The organism is Cupriavidus sp. PET2-C1 (assembly GCF_054515855.1).
The window spans coordinates 2,256,125-2,279,078 of record NZ_CM137259.1 but is presented as its reverse complement, the minus strand read 5'-3'; the positions used below and the strand labels follow the sequence as shown (position 1 = coordinate 2,279,078).

21 protein-coding genes are annotated in these 22,954 nt (G+C 64.2%); 15 read left to right on the top strand and 6 right to left on the bottom strand.

Annotated elements, in window-relative coordinates:
• Nucleotide 1 precedes the first annotated feature (1 nt).
• From andAd to ACX12D_RS10295, 5 genes are read left to right on the top strand one after another with little or no spacing between them, the layout of a single operon-like run.
• Nucleotides 2-478, top strand: coding sequence for an anthranilate 1,2-dioxygenase small subunit AndAd (gene andAd, locus ACX12D_RS10315; RefSeq protein ID WP_459371053.1), 477 nt, complete (start codon nt 2-4; stop codon nt 476-478).
• 11 nt (nt 479-489) lie between these two features.
• Nucleotides 490-822, top strand: coding sequence for an anthranilate 1,2-dioxygenase ferredoxin subunit AndAb (andAb, locus tag ACX12D_RS10310; RefSeq protein WP_459371052.1), 333 nt, complete (start codon nt 490-492; stop codon nt 820-822).
• Between the two features lie 14 nt (nt 823-836).
• On the top strand, nt 837-2,060 hold the full coding sequence (locus ACX12D_RS10305) for an NAD(P)/FAD-dependent oxidoreductase (protein WP_459371051.1): 1,224 nt from the start codon (nt 837-839) through the stop codon (nt 2,058-2,060).
• Between the two features lie 59 nt (nt 2,061-2,119).
• Nucleotides 2,120-3,499 carry an MFS transporter gene (locus tag ACX12D_RS10300; RefSeq protein WP_459371050.1) on the top strand — a complete coding sequence of 460 codons (1,380 nt, stop codon included), beginning with the start codon at nt 2,120-2,122 and terminating at the stop codon, nt 3,497-3,499.
• Between the two features lie 21 nt (nt 3,500-3,520).
• Nucleotides 3,521-4,438: a dioxygenase family protein gene (locus tag ACX12D_RS10295; RefSeq protein ID WP_459371049.1), complete on the top strand. Its 918-nt coding sequence runs from the start codon at nt 3,521-3,523 to the stop codon at nt 4,436-4,438.
• Nucleotides 4,439-4,672: 234 nt separating this feature from the next.
• Here the strand turns inward: ACX12D_RS10295 and ACX12D_RS10290 are convergent, their stop codons facing one another.
• A complete protein-coding gene (locus ACX12D_RS10290) occupies nt 4,673-6,154 on the bottom strand; it encodes a sensor domain-containing diguanylate cyclase (RefSeq protein ID WP_459371048.1) in 1,482 nt (493 codons plus the stop codon).
• A gap of 235 nt (nt 6,155-6,389) precedes the next feature.
• Complete coding sequence (locus ACX12D_RS10285) at nt 6,390-7,598, bottom strand: MFS transporter (protein WP_459371046.1); 1,209 nt, start codon at nt 7,596-7,598, stop codon at nt 6,390-6,392.
• A gap of 136 nt (nt 7,599-7,734) precedes the next feature.
• Between ACX12D_RS10285 and ACX12D_RS10280 the strand changes: the two genes are divergently transcribed.
• Nucleotides 7,735-8,322: a TetR/AcrR family transcriptional regulator gene (locus ACX12D_RS10280; RefSeq protein WP_459371045.1), complete on the top strand. Its 588-nt coding sequence runs from the start codon at nt 7,735-7,737 to the stop codon at nt 8,320-8,322.
• Nucleotides 8,323-8,891: 569 nt separating this feature from the next.
• Here ACX12D_RS10280 and ACX12D_RS10275 read toward each other — a convergent pair.
• A complete protein-coding gene (locus ACX12D_RS10275; protein ID WP_459371044.1) occupies nt 8,892-10,250 on the bottom strand; it encodes a sensor domain-containing diguanylate cyclase in 1,359 nt (452 codons plus the stop codon).
• A 377-nt stretch (nt 10,251-10,627) separates the two neighbouring features.
• Nucleotides 10,628-11,050: a VOC family protein gene (locus tag ACX12D_RS10270; RefSeq protein ID WP_459371042.1), complete on the bottom strand. Its 423-nt coding sequence runs from the start codon at nt 11,048-11,050 to the stop codon at nt 10,628-10,630.
• Nucleotides 11,051-11,418: 368 nt separating this feature from the next.
• On the opposite strand from ACX12D_RS10270, the gene ACX12D_RS10265 reads away from it, so the two are divergent.
• The 3 genes from ACX12D_RS10265 (at nt 11,419) to ACX12D_RS10255 (ending at nt 13,333) form a co-directional block, all read left to right on the top strand.
• Nucleotides 11,419-11,685 (top strand): hypothetical protein, encoded by a 267-nt coding sequence (locus ACX12D_RS10265; protein WP_459371041.1) that lies wholly within the window; start codon nt 11,419-11,421, stop codon nt 11,683-11,685.
• A 207-nt stretch (nt 11,686-11,892) separates the two neighbouring features.
• Nucleotides 11,893-12,297, top strand: coding sequence for a BON domain-containing protein (locus ACX12D_RS10260; protein ID WP_459371040.1), 405 nt, complete (start codon nt 11,893-11,895; stop codon nt 12,295-12,297).
• 583 nt (nt 12,298-12,880) lie between these two features.
• Nucleotides 12,881-13,333, top strand: coding sequence for a hypothetical protein (locus ACX12D_RS10255; protein WP_459371039.1), 453 nt, complete (start codon nt 12,881-12,883; stop codon nt 13,331-13,333).
• A 202-nt stretch (nt 13,334-13,535) separates the two neighbouring features.
• Here ACX12D_RS10255 and ACX12D_RS10250 read toward each other — a convergent pair whose 3' ends face one another.
• Together ACX12D_RS10250 and ACX12D_RS10245 are read right to left on the bottom strand one after the other, a co-directional pair.
• A complete protein-coding gene (locus ACX12D_RS10250; protein WP_459371038.1) occupies nt 13,536-13,904 on the bottom strand; it encodes a VOC family protein in 369 nt (122 codons plus the stop codon).
• A 207-nt stretch (nt 13,905-14,111) separates the two neighbouring features.
• Nucleotides 14,112-16,553 carry a TonB-dependent receptor gene (locus ACX12D_RS10245; RefSeq protein WP_459371037.1) on the bottom strand — a complete coding sequence of 814 codons (2,442 nt, stop codon included), beginning with the start codon at nt 16,551-16,553 and terminating at the stop codon, nt 14,112-14,114.
• 166 nt (nt 16,554-16,719) lie between these two features.
• Between ACX12D_RS10245 and ACX12D_RS10240 the strand changes: the two genes are divergently transcribed.
• The 6 genes from ACX12D_RS10240 to ACX12D_RS10215 all read left to right on the top strand — a co-directional run bounded on the left by ACX12D_RS10240 (nt 16,720) and on the right by ACX12D_RS10215 (nt 22,945).
• Nucleotides 16,720-18,135 carry a sensor histidine kinase gene (locus tag ACX12D_RS10240; RefSeq protein WP_459371036.1) on the top strand — a complete coding sequence of 472 codons (1,416 nt, stop codon included), beginning with the start codon at nt 16,720-16,722 and terminating at the stop codon, nt 18,133-18,135.
• Complete coding sequence (locus ACX12D_RS10235) at nt 18,132-18,755, top strand: response regulator (protein WP_459371035.1); 624 nt, start codon at nt 18,132-18,134, stop codon at nt 18,753-18,755. Before ACX12D_RS10240 ends, ACX12D_RS10235 begins: the two co-directional genes overlap by 4 nt.
• Nucleotides 18,756-18,983: 228 nt before the next feature.
• Nucleotides 18,984-19,988: a tripartite tricarboxylate transporter substrate binding protein gene (locus ACX12D_RS10230; protein WP_459371034.1), complete on the top strand. Its 1,005-nt coding sequence runs from the start codon at nt 18,984-18,986 to the stop codon at nt 19,986-19,988.
• Entirely contained in the window at nt 19,988-20,764 is a 777-nt protein-coding gene (locus ACX12D_RS10225; protein ID WP_459371033.1) for an ABC transporter ATP-binding protein, read from the top strand. The genes ACX12D_RS10230 and ACX12D_RS10225 overlap by 1 nt, the downstream gene beginning before the upstream one ends.
• Nucleotides 20,761-21,771, top strand: coding sequence for a PQQ-dependent catabolism-associated beta-propeller protein (locus ACX12D_RS10220; protein ID WP_459371032.1), 1,011 nt, complete (start codon nt 20,761-20,763; stop codon nt 21,769-21,771). Before ACX12D_RS10225 ends, ACX12D_RS10220 begins: the two co-directional genes overlap by 4 nt.
• Nucleotides 21,764-22,945, top strand: a complete 1,182-nt coding sequence (locus ACX12D_RS10215; RefSeq protein WP_459371031.1) for an ABC transporter substrate-binding protein — start codon at nt 21,764-21,766, stop codon at nt 22,943-22,945. The genes ACX12D_RS10220 and ACX12D_RS10215 overlap by 8 nt, the downstream gene beginning before the upstream one ends.
• The last annotated feature ends 9 nt before the right edge of the window (nt 22,946-22,954 follow it).

The window sequence follows — 22,954 nt, the reverse complement described above, 5'->3', positions numbered from 1 at the left end:
GATGGAAAAGAACCTGCAGATCTGGTGTGAGTTGAGCGAGCTGCAAAGCCGCTACGTTCACGCGATCGACAACAACCTGCTCGAGGCTTGGCCAGGCTTCTTCACGGAGGATGGCACGTACACCATCATCTCGCGCGAGAACGCCGACCGCGGCCTGCCGGCGCCGGTGATCCACTGCCGCAACCAGATGATGATGCGAGACCGCATCGTCGCGCTGCGCCACGCAAACATTTTTGAAGCACACGCCTATCGCCACGCACTAGGCGGCCTGGTGATCGAGTCGATGAGTGACGAGGAAGTGCGCACGCTCTCGAGCTATATCGTCGTCAATACCGGCGCGGCCGGCGAGAGCGTCGTGTACCAGGCGGGCTGCTATCGCGACACCGTCGTCAAGCGGGACGGCCAGTGGCGCTACAAGGAAAAACGGGTCATCTATGACACCTCGCGTGTCCAGACCCTTCTGGCTACGCCGATCTAGGAGCGGGTCCCATGAGTACATGGCATGACGTCGGCGCGGCCGACGAATTCATCGAGGATGAGCCGCGCGCGGTCGAGGCGGCGGGCTTGCCCGTCGCTGTGTTCCGGGTGGGCGAGGAGCTCTTCGCGCTGCACGACCTGTGCACGCACGAGCGTGTGCCATTGTCGGAAGGCTTTGTCGAAGACGGCTGCGTCGAGTGCCCGCTTCATCAGGGCTTGTTCGACCTCCGTACCGGCGAAGCGCGCAAGGCGCCGTGCGTGAAGCCGGTCCAGACCTTTCCTTTGCGTGTAGCGGACGGCCGGGTGCAGATCCAGGTCTTGCCCCAAGTCGTAGCGGCCACCTGAGCGCCTGGAGTGCCATGAATTCGAACCTCACCACAATCGTTGTCATCGGTGCCGGCCAGGCCGGAAGCTGGGCGTCGCGCACGCTGCGCGACGAAGGCTTCGAGGGCAGGGTCGTGCTGATCGGTGACGAGGCGCATCCTCCCTATGAGCGCCCGCCACTGTCCAAGGCGGTACTTTCGGGCGAGGCAATACCGGAAAGCGTGCATCTGCTGAGCGCCGAGACGATGGCCGCGCTATCGATCGAATGGCTGGCGAGCACACGCGTTGCCCGGCTGGAGCGCGCGGCAAAGCGGATCATGCTCACTGACGGGCAGACCATCGACTACAGCAGGCTTGTGCTGTGTACCGGAGGCCGTGCCCGCGCGCTCGACGTTCCCGGCGCGAGCCTGCCGGGCGTGCATGTGTTGCGCACGATTGACGACGCCCTGCGCCTGGCGCCCGCGCTGCGCCCCGGCGCCCGCGTTGCCGTCGTGGGCGGTGGCTGGATCGGCCTGGAGGTGGCCGCTACCGCGCGTCAGCGCGGCGCGCAAGCGACTGTGATCGAGGCGATGCGCCGGCTATGCGAGCGTAGCGTACCGGCCGCGCTGTCGGAGCGGCTGCTTGACCTGCACACGGCACACGGTACCAACGTACTGCTGGAGGCCACTGTCGCCAGCTTCGCGCGCATGGCGGACGGCGCGCTCATGGTCAAGCTGATCGATGGCCGCGAGATCGTCTGCGACGTCGCGGTGGTGGGCATCGGCCTGGTTCCCAACGACGAGCTGGCCCGTGCGGCTGGACTGCATTGCGACGGCGGCGTGCTGGTCGACGCACAGTGCCGGACCAGCGATCCCGACGTGTTCGCTGCCGGAGACCTCGCGGTCGCGCGCAACGGCTGGGCCGGGCGCAACGTGCGGCTCGAGTCGTGGCAGAACGCTCAGGAGCAGGGGATCGCGGCGGCAAAGTCGGTGCTCGGCGTTGCCGTGCACTACGAGCCTTTGCCGTGGTTCTGGTCTGACCAATACGGCCTGAACCTGCAGATCTACGGCGTGCCGTCGCCATCCCATCAAGTGGTCGTACGCGACCTGCCAGCGGCGGGTGGCTTCATTTTCTTCTACCTGGAAGGCGAACGGGTGGTAGCCGCACTGGGCGGCAACGCCGCCCGCGACCTGCGCTTTGCGCGCCGCCTGATCGAGAGACGCACTCCTGTCAGTCCGGAAAGCCTGGCTGACGAAAGCGTGTCACTGGCCAAGCTTTGACAGTCATCCAGAGATAGAAAGATAGAAAGATAGAAAAACAGAAAAACAGAGAGGAGACTATGCGGAAAATCGATATACAAAAACTGGCGGGTGACGCCAGGCTCAACACCTTCCATTACAGCGTGCTGATCTGGTGCGCATTGATTATCGTGTTCGATGGCTATGATCTGGCCGTGGTCGGCATCGCTTTGCCGTCGATCATGAAGCAGATGGCGATCGATCCCACGCAGGCCGGCCTGCTGGTCAGCTCGGCGCTGTTCGGCATGATGTTCGGCAACATCTTCCTCGGCACCATCGCCGACAGGATCGGCAGGCGTTGGGCGATCGCGATCTGCATCGCGCTGTTCAGCGTCTTCACCGCCGTCGCGGGGCTTTGTACAGACCCGCTCTCGTTCGGCGCGGCGCGCCTGCTGGCCGGGCTTGGCATCGGCGGCGTCATGCCAAACGTGATCGCGCAGATGACCGAGTACGCACCGCAGCGCGTGCGCAGCACGATGGTGACGTTGATGTTCAGCGGCTACTCCATCGGGGGCATGCTCGCGGCCCTGCTAGGCAAGGGTCTGATCGAGACCTACGGATGGCAATCCGTATTCATCGCCGCGGGACTCCCCGTGCTGCTGATCCCGCTGATCCTCAAGTCGATGCCGGAATCGGTGGCATTCCTGATCCGGCGCGGCCGCGGTGACGAGTTGAAGCGGCTGGCCGGGCAGATCGACCCTGGCTACGCCCCGCGGACCGACGACCACTTCGTGATTACCGGCACGGACGTAGCCGCAGGCGCGCCTTTCCGCCAGCTCTTCAGCGAGGGACGCGCTTCGAGCACGCTGATGTTCTGGCTGTCGTGCTTCATGTGCCTGTTCATGGTCTACGCGCTCAGTTCGTGGCTGGCCAAGCTGATGGCGAGCGCAGGCTACAGCCTCGGTTCCGCCTTGACATTCGTGCTGGTGCTCAACCTCGGCGGCATGATCGGCGCGATTGGCGGCGGATGGCTGGCCGACAGGTTCCACATCAAGTACGTCCTGATGGGCATGTACCTGTTGGCTGCCGTATCGATCACCATGCTGGGCCACCAGGTACCAGTCGGCTTGCTGTACGTACTCGTCGGACTTGCAGGCGCGTCGACCATTGGTACGCAAATTGTCGGCTGCGCCTATGCGGGGCAGTTCTATCCCATTGCCATCCGTGCCACGGGAATTGGCTGGACCCTGGGCGTCGGCCGTGGCGGCGCCATCCTGGCGCCGATCGTGATCGGCATGCTGGTCGGTTTCGGGCTGCCGCTGGAGCAGAACTTCATGTCCATCGCGGTGCCAGGCGTCGTCGCGGCAGCCGCCGTGCTGATCATCAACCACGCGCGATCGGCGTCGGTGGCCACGGAGCAAGGCAACGTTGCCGGCGCTGACGTGATTGTCAATCTTTCTCACCCCCCCCACAAACTCTAAAATCTAAGGAGACCATGCCTCATGGCCGAGTACACCACCTCCCAACTTCTGGCGCTGGTCAATGGCAGCCAGGTCAGCGCTGGCGACGAGCGCGTGCGTGCCGTCACCGCGCGTATCGTCACCGATCTGTTCCATACCATTGAGGAATTCAAGGTCACTCCCAACGAATTCTGGTCGGCCATGAAATGGCTGAACCGCCTGGGCGAAGCCAATATGGTCGGCCTGATCACCGCGGGCCTGGGTTTCGACCGCCTGCTGGATATCCTGGCAGAAGAAGCAGACCAGGCCGAAGCGCGCGAGAAGGGCACGCCGCGCGCCATCGAAGGGCCGCTGTACGTGGCCGGCGCGCCGCTGGCCATGCGCGAGGTCCGCCTGGACGAAGGCAACGAAGGAAAAGGCGAAGTGCTGGTAATGGAAGGCCGCGTGCTGGGCCTCGACGGCAAGCCAGTGCCGCACGCCAGTGTCGATGTGTGGCACTGCAACGAACTCGGACGCTACTCGCATTTCGATCCTGATCAGCCCGCCTATAATCTGCGCCGCCGGATCGAGACCGACGCCGAGGGCAACTATCGCTTCCGCAGCTTCCTGCCGCCTGGCTACGCGATTCCGCCGGGCAGCCCGGTTTCCGAGCTGTTCGACCTGCTTGGGCGGCACGGCAACCGGCCGGCCCACATTCACTTCCTGGTATCGGGTGGCGGCAAGCGCGCGCTGACCACGCAGGTCAACATCCCGGGAGACACCTTCCTGGATGACGACTTCGCCTTCGCCACCCGCGACGGCCTGGTGGTGGCGCTCACGAAGGTGGAGGGCTCGACGGAGTATGCGTCGCTTGGCGTAACAGGTCCGTTTACGCACGTGCGTTTCGACTTTGTGCTCCAGGACGCGCTGTCCGAAGAGGAGATGATCGCCGCGAGCCGATACGATACGGCGGCGCTCTGATCGCTCTGATCGCGCGGATCGCCGAGGTAGGGCAGCGCCATCATGATGCCGATGGCGCTGCCGCCTGCACCCCTACGAGCAGCCCGTGCTCATCGGCCAGGTGCAGTTGCTGGCTCCGGGAGTGCAAATAGCAAGGAGAGCATGCAGGCCCAGGCCGACGGCGCCGAACAGAACAACCAGGCGCTGATTCGGTTGTCCGAGGCCGCCCAGCGGACCGCGTGGTTTCCCGTGGCTCTAGTGCTCCGGGATCTCGCTGCGGGCTTGAATCTCCGGCCGCGTTTCCGCGACGGCTACCCGGTTGCGTCCGGATGATTTTGCCTTGTACAGCGCCTCGTCACTGGCATTGAAGAAAAACCGCAGGCTAGGGAAACGTGCACGGCCATCCGCACAAGCCACGCCCATACTGACCGTGAGTATCCGGTTAACGCTTCCCGCATTCGGGATAGCCAGATCCTGGACGGCCGACCGGATTTTCTCGGCAACCGCAATGGCTCCGTCCAGACCCGTGTTGGGCAGCAGCACAGCAAACTCCTCGCCACCGTAGCGGGCCGCATAGTCGCCGGGCCTGCGGATGTTGCTGGCAATGCATCGGGCGACAGCAGCCAGCGCATCATCTCCGCCCGCGTGCCCGTAATGGTCATTGAAATTCTTGAAATGATCCACGTCGATCATCAGCAACGACAAGGGCTGCTGGTTGCGCCATGCCCGGCGCCATTCGATGTCCGCGGCCTCGTCCAGTGCACGCCGGCTTCCGATGCCTGTCAGCCCGTCCGTGTTGACCATCAGCTGAAGGTGCTCTTCCATTGCTTGCCTGCGCTTGAACTGCCGGGAAATCAGGATGGAGAGGATCAGGATCGCGAGGTCTAGCGTCAGGATCAGTCCGCCGAGCAGCCATGCCCTTTTTCGCCATTCCGCGTAGATATCGTCGGTCGACAGGCCAATAACAACCACGAGGGGGAAACCGGCAATGTGGCGGAAATCGTATAACCGTTCGCTACCGTCCAGCGCGGCAATGCCGACAAACGAGCCTTCCGGTGCCTGCACAAGCGGCGCGAAGGATGCGCTGGCGGCAATGCTACGGCCGACGGTGGCCGGGTCATAAGGACGACGCATCAACACGATGCCATCGTCACGCAGCAATGTGATGGTGCCCCCGGGCCCGAGCTTAGTCCCCTCGAAGAGCCTCCTGAAATAGTTGAGGCGCAGCGTGCCGACGACGATGCCGGCAAAGCTACCGTCCGCATGCGACAACCGCCGGCTCAGGCCGATCGATTGGGCTTGCTCCGTCAAGCGAGGCTGGAACGGCTGGCTGATAAACAACCCAGCCGTTGCCGAATCGTGATGCACTTTGAAGTAGTCGCGGTCAGCGACATTGACGGGGCGGGGAGGGGTGGAGCGTGAATCGAGAACGAGATTGCCTTGCTCGTCCGTCACCAACAGGGAGCCCAAGTCGGTTGCGTTCGTGGAGCGGTCAAACAGCACCAATTGGCGGATGGCGGGATTCAACCGGAGAATTTCCGGATCCTTGACGCCGTCGATCACGGAGTGCATCGACAGCTCAAAGATCTCCAGGTTGCGGGCAATATCTCGCTCAAGGATGAGTGAGAGGTTGGAGGATGCTTCCTGCGCGCGCGCAAAAGCGTCCTGGCGCATCTCAACGAGCGCTCCGGCTCCAATGGCGGCGATGGCCATCGCAAGGCCAACGCTGGCTGTCATGAAAAGGTTGGGGTACTTTAACGTCACTTATCTGTCGTAGGCCAAGGCCATCGGGATGCTTCTTGGGTCGTTGAACGGCCACGCGCGCGAGCGCAAATTGTACGCTAGCCGAAGAGGAGGCCGCGTCGGAAGGTCCGCCAAGTATGCGAGGTGCTGACTCAATAACTGGAGCCTGAAGCCCGTGGAAATGAGGGGCACTTAAGTCCTTGAAATGGAGAAACAGGTTGAGTGGTTATCACGCCGCATCGGGTACGGGCGAGCCATGGGCACGCAGGCGGTGATACCCCCACAGCGACACCAGCGACACCAAGACGCCCGCGCACAGCGCGACCGTGAATCCGGCCCGTGCGCCACCGTCATCCACTATATGGCCGGATGCCGCTGCGCCCAGCGCCACGCCGACATTGAGCCCCGCCAGCAGCCAGGTCATGCCTTCCGTCAGGCGGCGCTCGGGCACCAGGCGCTCGACCAGCGACATCGCCACGATCATGGTGGGCGCGAAGAACAGCCCCGCCACCAGCACGGCGGTCGCCAGCGCGGGAATGCTTTCGACCAGCAGCAGCGGCAGCGTGGTAGCGGCCGTCGCCAGCCCGCCCAGTAACAGCAAGCGGTGCAAGGGGGTTTGCAGCTTGAGTGCGCCAAACAGCAGTCCGGCTAAGCAGGAGCCCACGGCATAGGCCGACAGCACCAGGCTAGCCGCAGCCGGCCGGCCAAGTTGCTCGGCAAAGGCCACGCTGACGATATCCACGGTGCCGACGATGACGCCCATCGCCACCATCAGCAGCGTCAGCAAGCGCACGTTCGCCAGGTGGATCACCGATCCCGAGCGATCCATGGCAGCGTCCTGCGCCTCGACCGGTGGTTCGCTACCGCGCTGCGCGACCAGGGCGAACACACCCAGCATCAGCAACAGCGCCGCTGCCAACGGTCCGGCCTGGGGGAACACCGCTACGGACAGCCCTACCGACAGCGGAGGTCCAGCGATGAAGCTGACTTCATCGAGCACCGTTTCCAACGAATAGGCCGTCTGCAAGCATGGCTGGCCCCGGTAGATCTCTGTCCAGCGCGCGCGCACCATCGCTGACATGCTGGGCATGAAGCCGGCCAGTAAAGCGCCTGCAAACAAAGTCCAGTCGGGTGCCAGCCACCAGGAACTGGCGAGCAAGAGCAGCACGCCGATGACGCTGATGGCCGTTGCCGCTGGCAGCACCCGGCGCTGCCCATGGCGATCCACCAGGCGAGATATCTGCGGCGACAGCAGCGCGTAGGTCAGCACGAAGGTGGCGGATATGGCTCCGGCCAGCGCATAGCTGCCGCGCAGTTGCGACAGCATGGTGATGATGCCAATGCCGGTCATCGGCAGCGGCATCCGCGCCAACAGGCCAGCCAAGGCAAAGCCCTTGGTGGCGGGCGCAGCGAAAAGTTCTCGGTAAGGGTTGTCCATCTCGTTCTCCAGGTTGCCTCCGCTTGCCAGCGTATGACGGTGCGGCGACAATACATACGCAGCGTATGAATAAGATCGTATATTCATACACTGCGTATGTAAATAATCATGCAGATCGTATGTAAGGAGAAGGCGGATGGTTCGTCGCACTCGCGTCGAGATGGAGGAAACCCGCGCCACGTTGTTGGCGACCGCCCGCAAGGTCTTCAGCGAGCACGGCTACGCCGACACCTCAATGGATGACCTCACCGCGCAGGCGGGCTTGACCCGTGGCGCGCTCTATCACCACTTCGGCGACAAGAAGGGATTGCTGGCCGCTGTGGTGGAGCAGATCGACGCCGAGATGGATGCGCGCCTGCAAGTCATCTCCGACACTGCCGAGAATGCTTGGGAAGGCTTCCGTAGTCGCTGCCGCGCCTATCTGGAAATGGCGCTGGAACCAGAAATCCAGCGCATCGTGCTGCGCGATGCCAGGGCGGTGCTGGGCGGCACTTCGTCCGAATCGCAACGCCATTGCGTCGAGTCAATGCAACGGCTGATCGACAACCTCATCCGGCAAGGCGTCGTGGACGAAGCCGACCCGCAGGCACTGGCATCGCTGATATACGGCAGCTTGGCCGAAGCGGCGTTCTGGATCGCGGACAGCGAGGACGGCAGTGCGCGACTGGCGCGAGGTATGGTGGCTCTGGATTTGCTGCTGCGCGGGTTGTTAGCCGCGCGATAGCCTTACGAGACGCCAAGGCCACGTCGTCGCTCATTGGACAAGCGTGGCCGGCTAGAAATTCTGCTAAATATTCCGCATGGTACTGATCCGACATACCGATACCATGCCGGCATTCTCTAGCTGCAGTTCTCGCCGAAGCTTCTCGCACTCGTGCTGGCTAGTAAAGGAAAAATATTTACGCGCTGCCGGGTCACTCGACTCTGCCTTCGTGACGGTCAGATGCCAGAGGTCGCCAATGGAGTTTGGTTGTTCATCGTCAGAGGTACCTGCGTGAATATCGACAGCATTTCGGTCATTGATAACGCCCACGACAACAATCGCGATGCTCGCGGCAACCCACCGTGCAATGCGTCGCGATCTGAAAGAAATCCTTGTCATGCCGGCATGCAAGATGATGTTGGCGTTGTTGTGATCCTCCTATGGTAGCGTTTTATCGTCGGCAAACAATCCCCCCGAACGGGGAGGCGGGGTTGTGCAGATGCCGCGCGTGACGCGTATTTAGAGGCTGCGCCTAAACGCATTCATCCATCAAAGTGAAGCGACCAACGCGACAGAGCACGAAGGTACTTTCATTCCGTCTTCGCGAGATAAACGCAATTTCGCCCAGCGCCTTTCGCTCTGTACAGCGCTGCATCGGCCGCCTCGACAAGCTCGTCGGGGAAGCGTTCTTGCTTAAGGGTTGCGCAGCCGGCGCTGACTGTGACATAGCCAAGGGGAGTCGGAGCGTCGAGCTTTAACTGCGTCACCATCTGGAGCGCTTGCGCCGCGACTTCGGAAGCGCCACGACGGTCTGTATCCGGGAGAACTATCACAAATTCCTCTCCGCCGTAACGGCAGACAAGGTCCGACGGCCGGCGAACGACCCCGGCCAGCGCAGTCGCCACTGCGACAAGGCAAGCATCCCCTTTCAGGTGGCCCAGGGTGTCGTTGTACAGCTTGAAATGATCGACATCGATCATGATTAGCGATAGTGGCAAATTCTTACGCTTCGCACGGTCGAATTCCTTGCTGAAGTGCTCTTTGAAATAGCTCCGGTTATAGATCCCCGTCAACGCGTCATGGACAGATGTTTGCAGCAGGCGGGCATGGGCCGCAAATAAGCGCTGGTACAGAACGGTGACCTCCCACACTAGAACGCACACCAGGACACCCGGGGCAAACATGCTGAATATCCTGGCGAGATACCAGCCCACGCTGAACCTGGCGGCACTCAGCAGGTTCAAGCTGGTATCGATGAGGCAAGCGAGCAAGGCAATCGATAGCCATATGTCAAGTACGGCCCGCAAGCGGCCGCTCAGCAGCACGAAAGCAATCGCAACGACATTGAGCGACCATATCGCCAGCGCGGTTGCATTCTTCTCGTAGGCTCCGGAGTCTCCCGCAGCGTTCAGGGCGGATGGCAGATCACCGTAGATGGCGAACCCACAGAGCACCACGCCAATCGCGGCGGGCCCACCGACCAGCCCCCATGCCCATAGGCTGACATGCTTGGGGCGGATCAGATCTTTCATGGATAAACTGCGCGCCGCCACTGCGAGAATCACAAAAAACGGAAAGCCGCCATGCCAGAAGACCCACATCCACGTGGCGCTATTTGGACCGGCGCCAAAGAGGCCCCCAGGGGTGAAAACGCCGGGAAACGTTAGCAGCTGCAAAGCCACCGCCAATGCGGTAAATGCGTATGCCCCACCCAGTGCGCCAAGGATAGGCTGCCGGGTCACCGTGAATTGTGCGCCGAGCAAAAAGCTGGCGATACAGGCGGTGGTGAATACCGTCAGCGCGCACATCGGCATGAAGGGGGGGACCGCTGGTAGCACCTGGGTTGCCCGTGGGACTGCAATCGCGAAGACGCACAGGATAAGCAGCGCCGTGATACCGGCGAGCATTGCTTGTTTGCGCGTGGCCTGCCGTACCAGGAAGCTTTCCATAGTGTTCACCAGTCCTTAGCCGTCTTCCACAGCCCGCAGGGTCCCGGCATCGCGAAGTTACATGCCGTTGAGGCACTATCAACCTCGTACAAGCCCGTCATGCCGTGATATGGGTATTGCAGGGAGGATTCTGCGCCACTCTGCTGTCCTCCGGCAAGGGGGGAGTGGGATTCGCTCATTCGTCATTGTCGAGCCCGCATTGCCCCAGGTTTGAGCGCCTACCGATTCACCGGATGCAGGCTGCGCGGTCTCTTGCAATGATCGAAGCAAGCGTGCGGAATCGCAATGAGAGCGCACCAAAAGCGTGCTGTTCGCTCAACATGGCACCGCGGGCATGACTGCTTCGGAATGGAATCGGAGAGTGAGGGTGCACGAGTTCACTTCCGCATCGAGGGCGTATGGGTTATGCCCACCAGCAGACCTTCCGGTCCCAGCAGCCGCGTGACGGTCTGACCCCAGGGTTCCGCTCGCATCGCAACCAGCAGTTTGTAGCCCTGCGACTTCAGTTCCGCGGTGCCTTTTTCGATATCCGCCACGTCAAATTCGATCCACGCTTGTGGCACGGGAAGATCGCCAGGCCATTGGTCCGTGCCAAAACAGGACTCGGCCGCCTGCGCCAACGGCCACAGGGCAAAATGCTTCACGCCATCCAGCGCTCCCGTATGCAGATAGCCGTTGGCCTCTTCTTGGAACGACAGTCCCAATGCCTCGGAATAGAATTTCCGGCTTGCGGCCGGGTCGCTAACGATCGGGCCAAAACCGGCGACGAAGAGTACGTCGATGTTTTGTGGCGTTTTCATTGGCATATCTCCTATGTCTTATCTTAGCCGCCCGTGGCAAAAGGCCCGCGCCGTGTTGTCCGAAGAACTTGGAGGCCGATACACTCTTCCAGCAGTGCAAGACATGGCGCGAACAGGATGCGCAAGCAACACGCTCCCGGAGGTGATGCTTGACTGTAGCAACGGCGCTGGCTGTTTCATAGACATTGACGGCATCGACATTGGCGCGATGCGGCTGCATCCGGCACGGTAAGACTCGACCCCTGTCAGACCAGATGGGTTTACTAAAATAGCTCATACAGAGGGCATGAGGCACCCGTTCCGTCGAGGACGGGGCTCGTCAGCATCGTTAGTTGTGTTGGAGAACACAACAAGATCTGGAGTCATTTATGTACCGGCAAGCACATTCACTGGCGGTAATTTACCCGCTGGAGGCAGGGGAGTGGTTGTTCGCAGCAATCACCGGGCATCAAGTTGTTCACTTCGGACCATTTGAGTCCAGAGATGAGGCAGATGAAATTCTCTCGGCAATGTATCCGGATATGCCAGCGGTAGAGTTACCTGAACAGGCTAGGAAGCTTGACAACGATGGCGTGAGGATCTTAGGGTATGCCGCAGTGCAGCAGGTAGCGTTTCAAGAGGAAACCGGCAGATAGCCGGAGCGGCACAGTCTGCCAGCCACCTCCGGGTGGCTTCTTCATTTGTGGCCGAATGGCAATACCTATTTCCATGTGTAACGTAGCCACGTCACTGCGGAACTCACTGTTTTTCTGGATGGTCCCTTCTGTAAAGGAGTCATTGCAGGGGCGCGTTGCCCGGAGGATATGTGTCGCGGCCTGCGCGAATACCAGCAGGAGACAGTGATGAAATCAATTCAAAGGATATGCCTTGCTAGTGTTGTCGGCTTGCTTGCCGCTTCGGCGGCTGCTACTAGTTTGGCGGATGCAGGAACACTAGCCGCAACGGATGGTGCTCTGCCCATGAACAGCCCGCCCGGAATGCCGGGGCGTCCCGAATCTGGCAGCATGACGCCGCCTACCGAATTAGCGACGAAGCTCAGTGACAACGCGATCACGACGAAAGTCAAAGCCGAGCTCCTTGCTACGAAGGGACTCCGACCCGGGGGGATTCGAGTGAGAACCGAAAACGGTGTTGTGCATCTCGATGGCAAGGTTCAAAACGATTCGGAGAAGCTGACAGCTTTGAACGCTATCCGTGCAGTGGAGGGCGTGCAATCCGTGGTGGACGGCCTTGAGGTCGAGAAATAGCCAGAAATAGCCCAGAAATAGCCGACGCTGGCATCAGGGCACAACACGCGGGGACACAACTCGCGGGAAGAGCGCCCCGCCGACGCAGGATCGAGACGACGGGGCGAAATCGGTGGCAGGATCATGCGGACCTGCCCACGAGGGGAAGGCTCCTACAGGACTTCAGGACTTCAGGACTTCAGTCAGGCCGCCAACGCCAAAGCCGGGCGAGCGAACTGCAACATGCCGTGCGATTCTTCGATGACGAGATTCACACCACACCGTAGCGTGATGCTCGCACGGCACAAACCATAATGCCTCTTCAACGCCTCCGGAGCCCGTAACTACAGCGTAGAAGAGGTGGCTAGAATTCGCCATCGGACGCTGTCCTACCTAGTTGTCGGCACTCGGTGGGAATATTCGATGTAACTAATCGTAAGATTCATAATATTATTTATTTTGTTGATGCCTTTAAGGCACGTTTTATGAATATAATTATCGCCTATAAGTGAGCGTCCTTAATAGAATTAATTAATTTAAAATAATAAAGAACAAATTCAATATTAAGCCGTCGAATTTGCATGGACAGAGTTGGAGAAACTCCATGCAATCAATTAGTCATATATGGCGCCACATGTTCCCTATGTGCAGTCCTACGCTCAAACAGAGCGGCCTCTGCGCGCTTACGGCCGGCGCACTTGTTGCGTTGTTGGCGAGCCCTGGCGCACACGCAACCGATCTCGCGCGCCAGACCATAGGCCCGGTCAGCTACGTTTGCGGCGGTGTTGGTGAGGACGAGCAGCAGGCAATCAAGTCGGAGTCGAAGGATTTTGATATGGGACTGTTATTCACCGAGGGCGCACGCGGTGAGTATCTATCCGATGTGGCAATCACCCTTTCGCGCAACGGAGTCGAGGTTGCATCCTTCCGCTCGAGTGGGCCGCGCTGCCTGATCAAAGCGCCAAGGGCGACTTATCAGGTCGTGGCAACCTATAACGGTGTGGAAAAGCACACCCAATTGCGGATGGGCGAGCGGAACGTGCATTTGAATTGGTAGCCGACCGACGTCGCAAGGGCCATGAGGCATTTTCCCAACGCCGTAGAGGGACTGGGATCGTTGGGAGTGAAGATGGCGGCGTTTGGGGGATTCGCCGCGGAATGTGAGCAAAAAGGCGCGGCCGATGCGCCGAAAATCATGCTGTCGACTGCTGGCCACTGCCAATAGTCGCCGTGCCTCTTCCTCTCGATGCGCACATCTCTTATCCCTTCGTGAAGATCTCCAGAAAATGCCTGCTCGGATCCTCGAAATAGATTCTGCGGCAGCCATCGTCCGTGCTGACCTCGCCGGGGCGGCGGCGGTATGGGTCCGACCAGTACATCAGATTGCGCGCGCGGATTCGGGCGAGGCTTTGCTCGAATTCGGCGTCGCTGATCAGAAAGGCATAGTGCTGCGGAGCCACATCGCCTTTCGCGTCCATGAAGTCCAGGGTGATTTCGTTGTCCAGCCGTACGGCAAGAAACGGCCCGAACGGCACGGCCGCGGGACGTCCGAGGATCTCGCAGAGGAAGTCGGCGGACGCCTTCTTGTCATGAGAAAAGACGATGGTGTGGTTGAGCTGGATGGCCATATCGCAATCTCCGGGAAGGGGTAGGTGCGTCAGGCAGCGGCTGACGCGTGTCACCTTGGAAGCGTACATGGATTCGGGCACGCCGGGCGGGCGCCGCGGCCAGCCTCGATGCGGTCGAAGCCTGCGCGCAGACACCCCGGCTAGCCGCCAAAGGCCTGATGCCGGCATAGCCCATTGATCGTAGCCAGGAGCGCTCCCATCGTCGGATTACATGCGGTAAATCACGCCGACCCAGGCGCTGCGCGGCGCGCCGGGCGCGACGAACCGTGCGCTGGCGTTGTCTTCCGGCGTCACGTGCGGACGCAGCAGGTTGCCGTTGGGAAACAGGTCGCTGGAGATCTGGCCATAGGTCTCGTAGCGGCGGTCGAACAGGTTGGCCACGCGCGCATAGATCTCGAAATGCTTGTTGACGCGGTAGGACGCTCGCAGGTTCACCGTGGCGTACCCGGGCGTGCTCCAGTCCGCGTACTTGGGCGCCTTGCCGGGCTGCGGGTCGGCGCGCAGGCCGTCTTCGTTGCCGCTGGTCACGCTGCTTGACACGCCAACCAGGTCGGCGCCCAGGGTCAGTTCGGGCAGCGCCTGCCAGTCCACGCCCAGCTTGATGGTGTGGCGCGGCAGGCCGGCCATGCGCATGCCCGGCTTGATGTCGATGGTCCGTTCTCCCACCGCGAGCTGCCCGGTGGCCTGATAGGTGGCTTCGAGATAGCTGTAGCCGAGGCGCAGCGTGACATTGCCAAAACGCTGCCGGGCGGACAGGTCGAAGCCCTGGTTACGGGTCCGGTCGAAGTTGGCGAAGTATCCCTGCTGCGTGTTGGGGGCACGCAGGAAGAGGATGTCATCGTGGTTATCGATGCGGTAGAACGAGCCGGATACTTCCGTGTCCTTCGAGGGCCGCCAGCGCGCGCCCGCTTCATAGGAGTGCGAGACGACCTGCTTGAGGTAAGGGTCGGCCTGCAGGCCTGCAGGCAGGCGGCAGGGCTGGGCGGGATCGGCGCAACCCAGCTCCAGCACCGTCGGCACGCGGTTGTTCTGGGCATAGCCGCCAAATACCGAGACCCCGGCGCCCAGCTTCTGCGTGATGCCAAGCGCGGGGTTGAGCCGGCGGTAGGTGAAGCTCTCGCTCGGCTGCTCGCTGCCGTCGCTGTTGCGCAGCGTATTGTTCACGGTCACGTGGTTCCAGCGGGCCGAACCCGTCACGAAGGTGCTGGGTGTCATGGCCCAGGTGTCCGACAGGTACAGGCCAATCGCGCGCGAGGTGCCGCTGACGCCGGAGAATAGCGCGTTCGGTGCATTCGGGTCCGCGATCACGCCGCGGTCGTCGGTAAAGGTGCCTAGCTGCTCATACTGCGAGTAAGTCAGGCGGCTGCGGTCGAACGTCAGCCCGGCGTTGAGCAGGTGCTTTTCCGTCTCCTTGGCGAAACTGAACGCCATGCCGACGGACTGCTGCCACATGTGCGTGGTGTTCAGCACCGCCGGATCCAGCGCCGCGCCTTCGCTCCGGGTGAAGCCGCAGCGGGACTTGCGCGGGCTGCCGTCGGCCTTGAAGCCATCTTCGCAGTCTTCCGCGTAAGCGCCGTAGTCCGGGTTCACGTCCCCGTTGGTGGTATCGCGGCGGCCGGTGCGCACATAGGCGAGCACGGCGGCGCTGGTCTTGTCGTCGAACCAGTGGCGGCCGTTGAAGGCAGCCTGGGTGACCATGTTCTCGGTCTTGTCGGGATAGGTGTAGACGGCACCGCGATGGCTTTCGTAGAGGCCGGGCAGCATGGCATTGCCGCTCGCGCGGTAGCTGGGCACCAGGCCGTTGCCGATCAGGGTGCTGCGCCCGTGCAGCACGGAAACGTCCCAGCTAGTGGTGTCGCTGGCATGCCCTGCCTTGAGGAACAGGTTGCCGAGCCGGCCCTCGGAATGATCGCGCCAGCCGTGCTCCTGGAACAGGGTGCCGGCGGCGAAGGCGTGCCAGCCGCTGTCGCTGCGGATGCCGCCGGACAGGTCGGCGCGCTTGCGGTTGCCGCTGCCATAGGACAGATCGGCGGTGAGGCCCGGTGAAGTCAGGCCCGAGCGGGTGGTCATGGCCAGCGCGCCGCCGAGCGTGTTGAGGCCATAAGCGGGGTTGGCGCTGGAGACCAGCGAGACGCTCTCCAGGGCGGCTTCGGGAATCATGTCCCAGCTCACCACATCGCCGAAGGGCTCGTTGACGCGGATCCCGTCCAGGTAGATGGACAGCCCTTGCGGCATACCCGGGATCGACGAGGCGCGAAAGCCGCGGTAGGTGAGGTCGGTCTGGAAGGGGCTGCCCTGGATGTCGTTGACGTTGACGCCGGTGAAGTTACGCGCCAGGTATTCGCCGAGGGTGCCGGTGCGCGTGCCGTTCAGGTCGTCGCCGCTGACCGTCTGCACCGTGTACGGCACCAGATCGCGGTCCACGCCAATGCCCGGCAGCGGTGCGGTGGCTACCACCATGACTTCGGGCAGCGTGGCACTGTCCCCGGATTGCACACCACTGTCCTGTTGTGCAACAGCGGGCAGGGCGGCCAGCAATGCCACGGCCAGTGCGATGGCGGTGGCCGCGCTGCGCCGTGGCGCGCCACGGCGCAGGGTTGCGCCTCCAGGCGAGGCCCTGCGCCTGGGTGGGGGTAGGTTGGCTGGCATCTTGCATCTCCTCGGAATGATCGGCCGGGGCACCTGCGTTGGGTGCCGGCTTGGTGGAAACAACTTGAGGGACGGGGAGCAGGTTCCGTACCTCGGGCTTCGGGAAAACCTCCCGATCCGCGGGCCATCTCTACCGTCCACTGCAACCTCCGGGGGCGTCATTGCCATGACGATGTCTCGCTATCTGTTAAGCCGCGCCATCTGGATCTGCGCGGCCTGCCTGTGCGGCGCGCTGGTGGTCGCGCTATGGCTCGCGGTGCGCGCCATCGGCGACGAGCGGCGTGGCGCGGACGCCATGGCGCAGCTGATACCGCGCCTGTCGGCCTTGCAGACGGCGGCGCCGGCCGAACGCGCAGCGCATCTTGCCGCCCTGCGCGCCATCAACGCCTCGGCGCAAATGCGCCACTTGTGGCTGCATCTGGAGGATGCAACGGGCCGGGTGCTGGTGAGCGCGCCGCAGCCGCGGGATAGCGCCGCCTGGGGCGGCTTGCTTGCCCTTCCGGGCCTGGGTGCCGATGCGGCGCGGCTGGAAAGCAGCTGGGAGATCCACACCCGCGACGGCGCCACCTACCGCGCCGCCTTGCGCTGGAGCCCGGAGAGCGAAATCCGGGAAGCCAGCGGCGACATGGCCGGCAACCTCGCCGTGCTGGCGGTCTTTGGCGCGCTGCTGCTGCTTGGCATCCACTGGGCCCTGGGACGGGCCCTTGCCCCTCTGCAACAGATCCTGGCGGCTATCCGGCGCTACGAAGACAAGGACTACAGTGCGCGCCTGCCGCCCATGCGCACGCGCGAGATGGACCAGCTCCGCCGCGCGCTCAACCATCTGGCCGGCGCGCTGGACGAAACCCAGGCGGAGCGCCGCGCCCTGAGCCGCAAGCTGCTGACCGCCCAGGAAAGCGAGCGCGCGCGCCTGGCGCGAGAACTGCACGACGAGTTCGGCCAGGTGCTCACCGCGATGCGTGCCGATGCCGCCTACCTGGTGCGCAAGAGCGTCCATGAGCCGGTGCTGCAACTCGTGGCCAACGACCTGGCCGGGCATTGCGCCAGGATCCAGCACGAGGTACGCCATCTGCTGCACCGGCTGCGGCCGCACGGCGTGCAGCCCGACGGCCGGCTGGCTTCGGTGGAGCGCCTGCTGCAGGACCTGGTGCAGGCCTGGCGCGACCAGCCCGGCCAGCACGTGGAGGTGGACTATGCGGTGGCGCTTGACGGCGTGGCGCCGGGCCCCGAGCTGATCCTGACGCTGTACCGCATGACGCAGGAAGCGCTGACCAACGTGATGCGCCATGCCGGCGCACGCCGCGTGGCGATCCGCATTGCCGCCACGGCCGCCGGCGAAGCGGTGCGCTGGAGTGTGGAGGACGACGGCCAGGGCATTGCCGACGTCGCCGCGGCGCTGCAGCGCAGTCATGGCCTGCGGGGCATGCAGGAACGTGCGTGGGCCCATCTTGGCACGCTGCACATCGAACCTGCCTGCGCCGCGGCCCTCGCCACACCCGGCTGCCGCCTGAGTGCAAGCTTTCCGCTAGCGCAGCAGGCCTTCGCCACGCCGGTACAACCGCATGGGAGCCAGAGCGAATGAAAACGATCGACGTAGTTCTTGCCGATGATCACGCGGTAGTGCGCACCGGATACCGGCGGCTGCTCGAACTGGAGGAGGGGGTGCGCGTGGTGGCCGAGTTTGGCGATAGCGATGCCGCCTACGCCTGGCTGACGCAGCATCCCGCCGACGTGCTGATCCTGGACCTGTCGATGCCCGGACGCGGCGGCATGGAAGTGCTGCAGCGGCTGGGCGCGCGGGTGCCCGCATTGCGGATCCTGGTGTTCAGCATGCACGACAGCGCCGCCATCGTCAGCCAGGCCATGCGGGCCGGCGCCGCCGGCTACCTGACCAAGAGCAGCGCGCCGGAGGCCCTGGTGGACGCGGTACGCAAGGTGGCCAACGGGCGGCAGGCGCTGTCCGACGATGTCGCCGGCCTGGCCGCCGCCGGCAGCCAGCTTCCGCCCCACCTGGCCTTGTCGCCGCGCGAGTTCGACCTGTTCCGCCTGTTTGCGCGCGGCACGGCGATCGAGGAAGTGGCCGCGCAGCTCTACCTGAGCACCAAGACGGTGGCCAACTACCAGACGCTGATCCGCAAGAAGATGGGCCTGGCCAACCGGGTCGAAATGCATCGCTATGCGGTGGAGCACGGCTTCGGCTGAGCCTCTGTTTCAAAACGGGACAGCGTTGCCCCGCGGGCAGGAGCCGTGTTCCGTGGCGGTACAACGCTCGCCAGCGCACTGCACAACGCGCGTCCCTGCCTGATGGCCGGGCGCCCTCCAGGGCGATGCGGGAGAAGGCCTGGCGGCGCATAGCGCTCATGCTGCACCGCAGATGGTATCGGCCTTGCTCCTCTAACCGGCATGAACACTTCCGCCTCCCGTCACGCCATGTTTCTTCGCCTCGCTTTCGCGCTGCTGCTCTGCCTGGGGCTGTCCCATGGGCTGGCCAATGCGCTGGCCGCGCCGGCGGAGGCGGCGGAGGCGGCGCGGCGCTTTCCGGTGCGCCCGATCACGTTGATCGTGCCGTGGCCGGCGGGCGGTGCCACCGATATCTCGATGCGCGTGCTGGCGGAGCTGGCCGGGCGCGAACTCGGCCAGCCCATCGTGGTGGAGAACAAACCGGGCGCCGGCGGCACGCTGGTGGGCGGCGCGCTTGCCGCCGCGCGGCCGGATGGCTACACCATCGGCCAGTTGCCGCTGACGGTCTATCGCTTCCCGCATCAGCAGAAAACCGCGTGGCAGCCGCTGCGCGACATCCAGCCGGTGCTGATGATCTCCGGCTACACCTTCGGCATCGTGGTGCCCGCGGACAGCCCCTTCCACACGCTGGACGACCTGATCGGCTGGGGCCGTGCCCATCCAGGGGAGCTGACGGTGGGTTCCACCGGCATCGGCACCACCGCGCACCTGGCCATGGAGGATGTGCTCGGGCGCAGCGGCGTGCGCTACGTGCACGTGCCTTACCGCGGCACCGCGGACCAGATGCTGGCGGTGGCCAATGGCTCGCTGATGGCGGGCGTGAATTCGACCGGCTTCGCGCCCTTCGTGGACAGCGGGCGGATGCGCCTGCTGGCGGTGTTCAGCGCGCAGCGCTCGGCGCGCTGGCCAGAGGTGCCGACCGTCAGCGAGCTGGGTTTCGACAACGCGATCCACAACTCGCCCTATGGCATCGGTGTGCCGCGCGGCACCGACCCGCTGATCGTCAGCCGCCTGCACGACGCGTTCCGCGTCGCCATGTACCAGCCTCGCCACGTGGCCGAGCTGGCCAGGTACGACCAGGAACTGACCTACCTGAACACCGCCCGGTACGAAGCCTACCTGCAACGCGCCTGGGAGACGGAGCGGCGCTTCGCCGAGCGGGTGGGCACGGCCCTGCCGAAGGAGCACCTGTGATGGCCCCGGAATCCCCGCTGGCGCTGCGCTGTGAAGCCGTGCGCAAGCGCTTTGGCAACCAGCACGCGCTGGACGGCGTTTCGCTCGACGTGCGGCGCGGCGAATTCGTAGCGCTGCTGGGCCCCAACGGCGCAGGCAAGACCACGCTGTTCCAGATCCTCAGCGGCTTGTTCGTGGCCGACGCGGGGCAGGTCACGGTCATGGGGGCGGATATGCGGCGCCACCCGGTGCGCGCGCTGGCCCGGCTCGGCATCGTGTTCCAGCAGCCGGCCATCGACCTGGACTTGTCGGTCTTGTCCAACCTGCATTTCCATGCCGGCCTGCACGGAATGGCGCGCCGCGTTGCCGCCGGGCGGATTGCCCGGCTGCTGGAGGATTTCGGCCTGGCCGGGCGGGCCGGGGCGGCCGTGCGCGAGCTCTCGGGCGGCAACCGGCGCAAGGTGGAGCTGGCGCGCGCGCTGTTGCACGAGCCCGCCGTGCTGCTGATGGACGAGCCCACTGTCGGGCTCGATCCGGCCTCGCGCGCGCAGCTCGTTGCCGATGCGCGCCGGCTTGCCGCGCAGGCGCAGGCCGGCGTACTGTGGGCCACGCACCTGGTGCAGGAGGTGGAGCAGGCGGATCGCGTGATCGTGCTGCATCGCGGCGCGGTGCGCTTCGATGGCACCCCGGCGGCGCTGCGCGGCGCGGCCGAGCGCGACAGCCTGGAGCAGGCCTTCCTGGCCCTGACTACCTTTCCCGCATCGCCATTGCGTGCCACCGAGCGTGTCCCCGCATGAACAAGCCGCCCACCCTTGGCTTGATCGCCTGCGCCACCCTGGCCGCCATGCTGCTGCTGATTGCCGCCGGCGTGGCCGGTGCCGCTGAAAGCCGCAACGCCACCGGGCAGGTCTTCGTCTCCAGCGAAAAAGACGATGCCGTGGCCGCCTATAGCGCCGCGAGCAGGCAGCTGATCGCCGTCTGGCGGCAATGCAAGCGCCCGCGCCACCTGCAGCTGTCGCCGGACCGGCGGCGCCTTTACGTGGCCTGCAGCGACGATAACCGGGTGGACGTGATCGACGTGGCGAGCCGCAAGACCGTGGCCTCGCTGCCGGTCGGCGACGATCCGGAACTGTTCGACCTCAGTCCCGACGGCCGCACGCTCTACGTCTCCAACGAGGAGGACGGACTGCTGTCGGCCTACGACATCGCGTCCGGCAAGAAGGTGTTTGCCATCAAGGTGGGCGAAGAGCCTGAGGGCGTGAGGGCCAGCGCGGACGGCAAGCGGGTCTATGTCGCCTCGGAAGTGGCCAACCTGGTCCATGTGATCGACGTGGCTTCGCGCAAGCTGATCAAGAATATCCGGGTCGGCAACCGCCCGCGCCGCTTGCTGCTCGCCATGGACGGCAAGGAGCTGTGGGTGACCAACGAACTGGCCGCCAGCGTGAGCGTGATCCGCACCGATACGCTGGAAGTGGTGCAGACCATCGCTTTCACGCCCAAGGGCTTTCGTGCCGAGGACGTGACCCCGGTCGGGCTGACCGCCAGCAGCGATGGCAAGCGCGCCTATATCGGGCTGGGCCGCGCCAATCACGTGGCCGTGGTCGATGTCGCCTCGCGCCGGGTGCTCGACTACGTGCTGGTGGGGCGCCGCGCCTGGGGCCTGGCGCTGACGCGCGATAACGCCTGGCTCTATGTGGCCAACGGGCTGTCGGATGACGTCAGCGTGGTCGACACCGCAAGCAACAAGGCCGTGGCCACGCTCAAGGCGGGCAGGGTGCCGCATTCGGTGGCGATCGATGACTAGCCCGGCGGCCAGGCTGCGCTGGCTGGCCGTGTTCGCGTGGCTTGCGGCCACCGCGCACGCGACTGACGTACGGGTGGCCGTGGTTTCCATGGCCGACGATGCGCGCTACGCGCCCAGGCGGATGGAGCAACGTTATCCCGGCCAGCCGCAAGGCCGTCCCGTGGACGGCGCGCGCGTGGCAGCGGCGGAATCGCGCTTTGCGCTGGAAGCCGCCGGGCAGGTCCTGCGGCTCGATGCGCAGGAGGCCAAAAGCGAAGCCGAGGTGGGCCCCATGGTAGCCGCGCTGGCGCGCCAGGGCACGCGCTTTATCCTGCTCGACCTGCCGGCGCCGGCGGTCAGGCTGGCGGCGCGCGCGGTCAAGCCCGGCGAAGCGCTGCTCTTCAACGTTTCCGCTGCCGACGATGAACTGCGCGGCGCCGGCTGCGCGCCGCACCTGCTCCACACGCTGCCCAGCCAGCGCATGCAGGCGGATGCGCTGATGCAATACCTGGCGCTGCGAAAGTGGCGCCGCGCGCTGCTGCTGAGCGGGCCGTCGCCGGAAGACGCGGCGCAGCGCGCCGTGCTCACGCAGGCCGCCCGCCGCTTCGGCATTGCCTGGTCGGCGCAGCGCGCGTTCAAGCTGTCGAACGATCCGCGCGAGCGCGAGCTGGGCAATCTCAGCCTGCTGACCACCGGCGTGGACTACGACGTGGTGGTGGTGGCCGATGCCGACGGCGAATTCGCGCGCGGCGTGCCCTATGCCACCCAGTTGCCGCGCCCGGTGGTGGGCGCCAGCGGGCTGACCGCCCAGGCCTGGCACTGGGCCTGGGAGCGCAACGGCGGGCCGCAGCTGAACCGGCGTTTTATCAAGGCAGCGGGCCGCCCCATGACGGGCTACGACTGGGCCGCGTGGGTGGCTGTGAAGGCGATTGCGGAAAGCGTGGCGCGGCAGCCCAAGGGCGGCTTTGCCGGGCAGGCCGAGGCCCTGGTCTCCGAAGCGGTGGTGGTGGATGGCTTCAAGGGGCCGCCCCTGTCCTTCCGGCGCTGGGACCGCCAGCTGCGCCAGCCGGTCCTGCTGGCGCATCCCGACGGCGTGGCAGGCGTGGCCCCGGTGGAGGGCGTGCTGCATCCGAAGAACAATCTCGACACGCTGGGCGCCGACGCCGCCGACACCGCGTGCCGGCCAGGCAAATAAGGAGGCGAC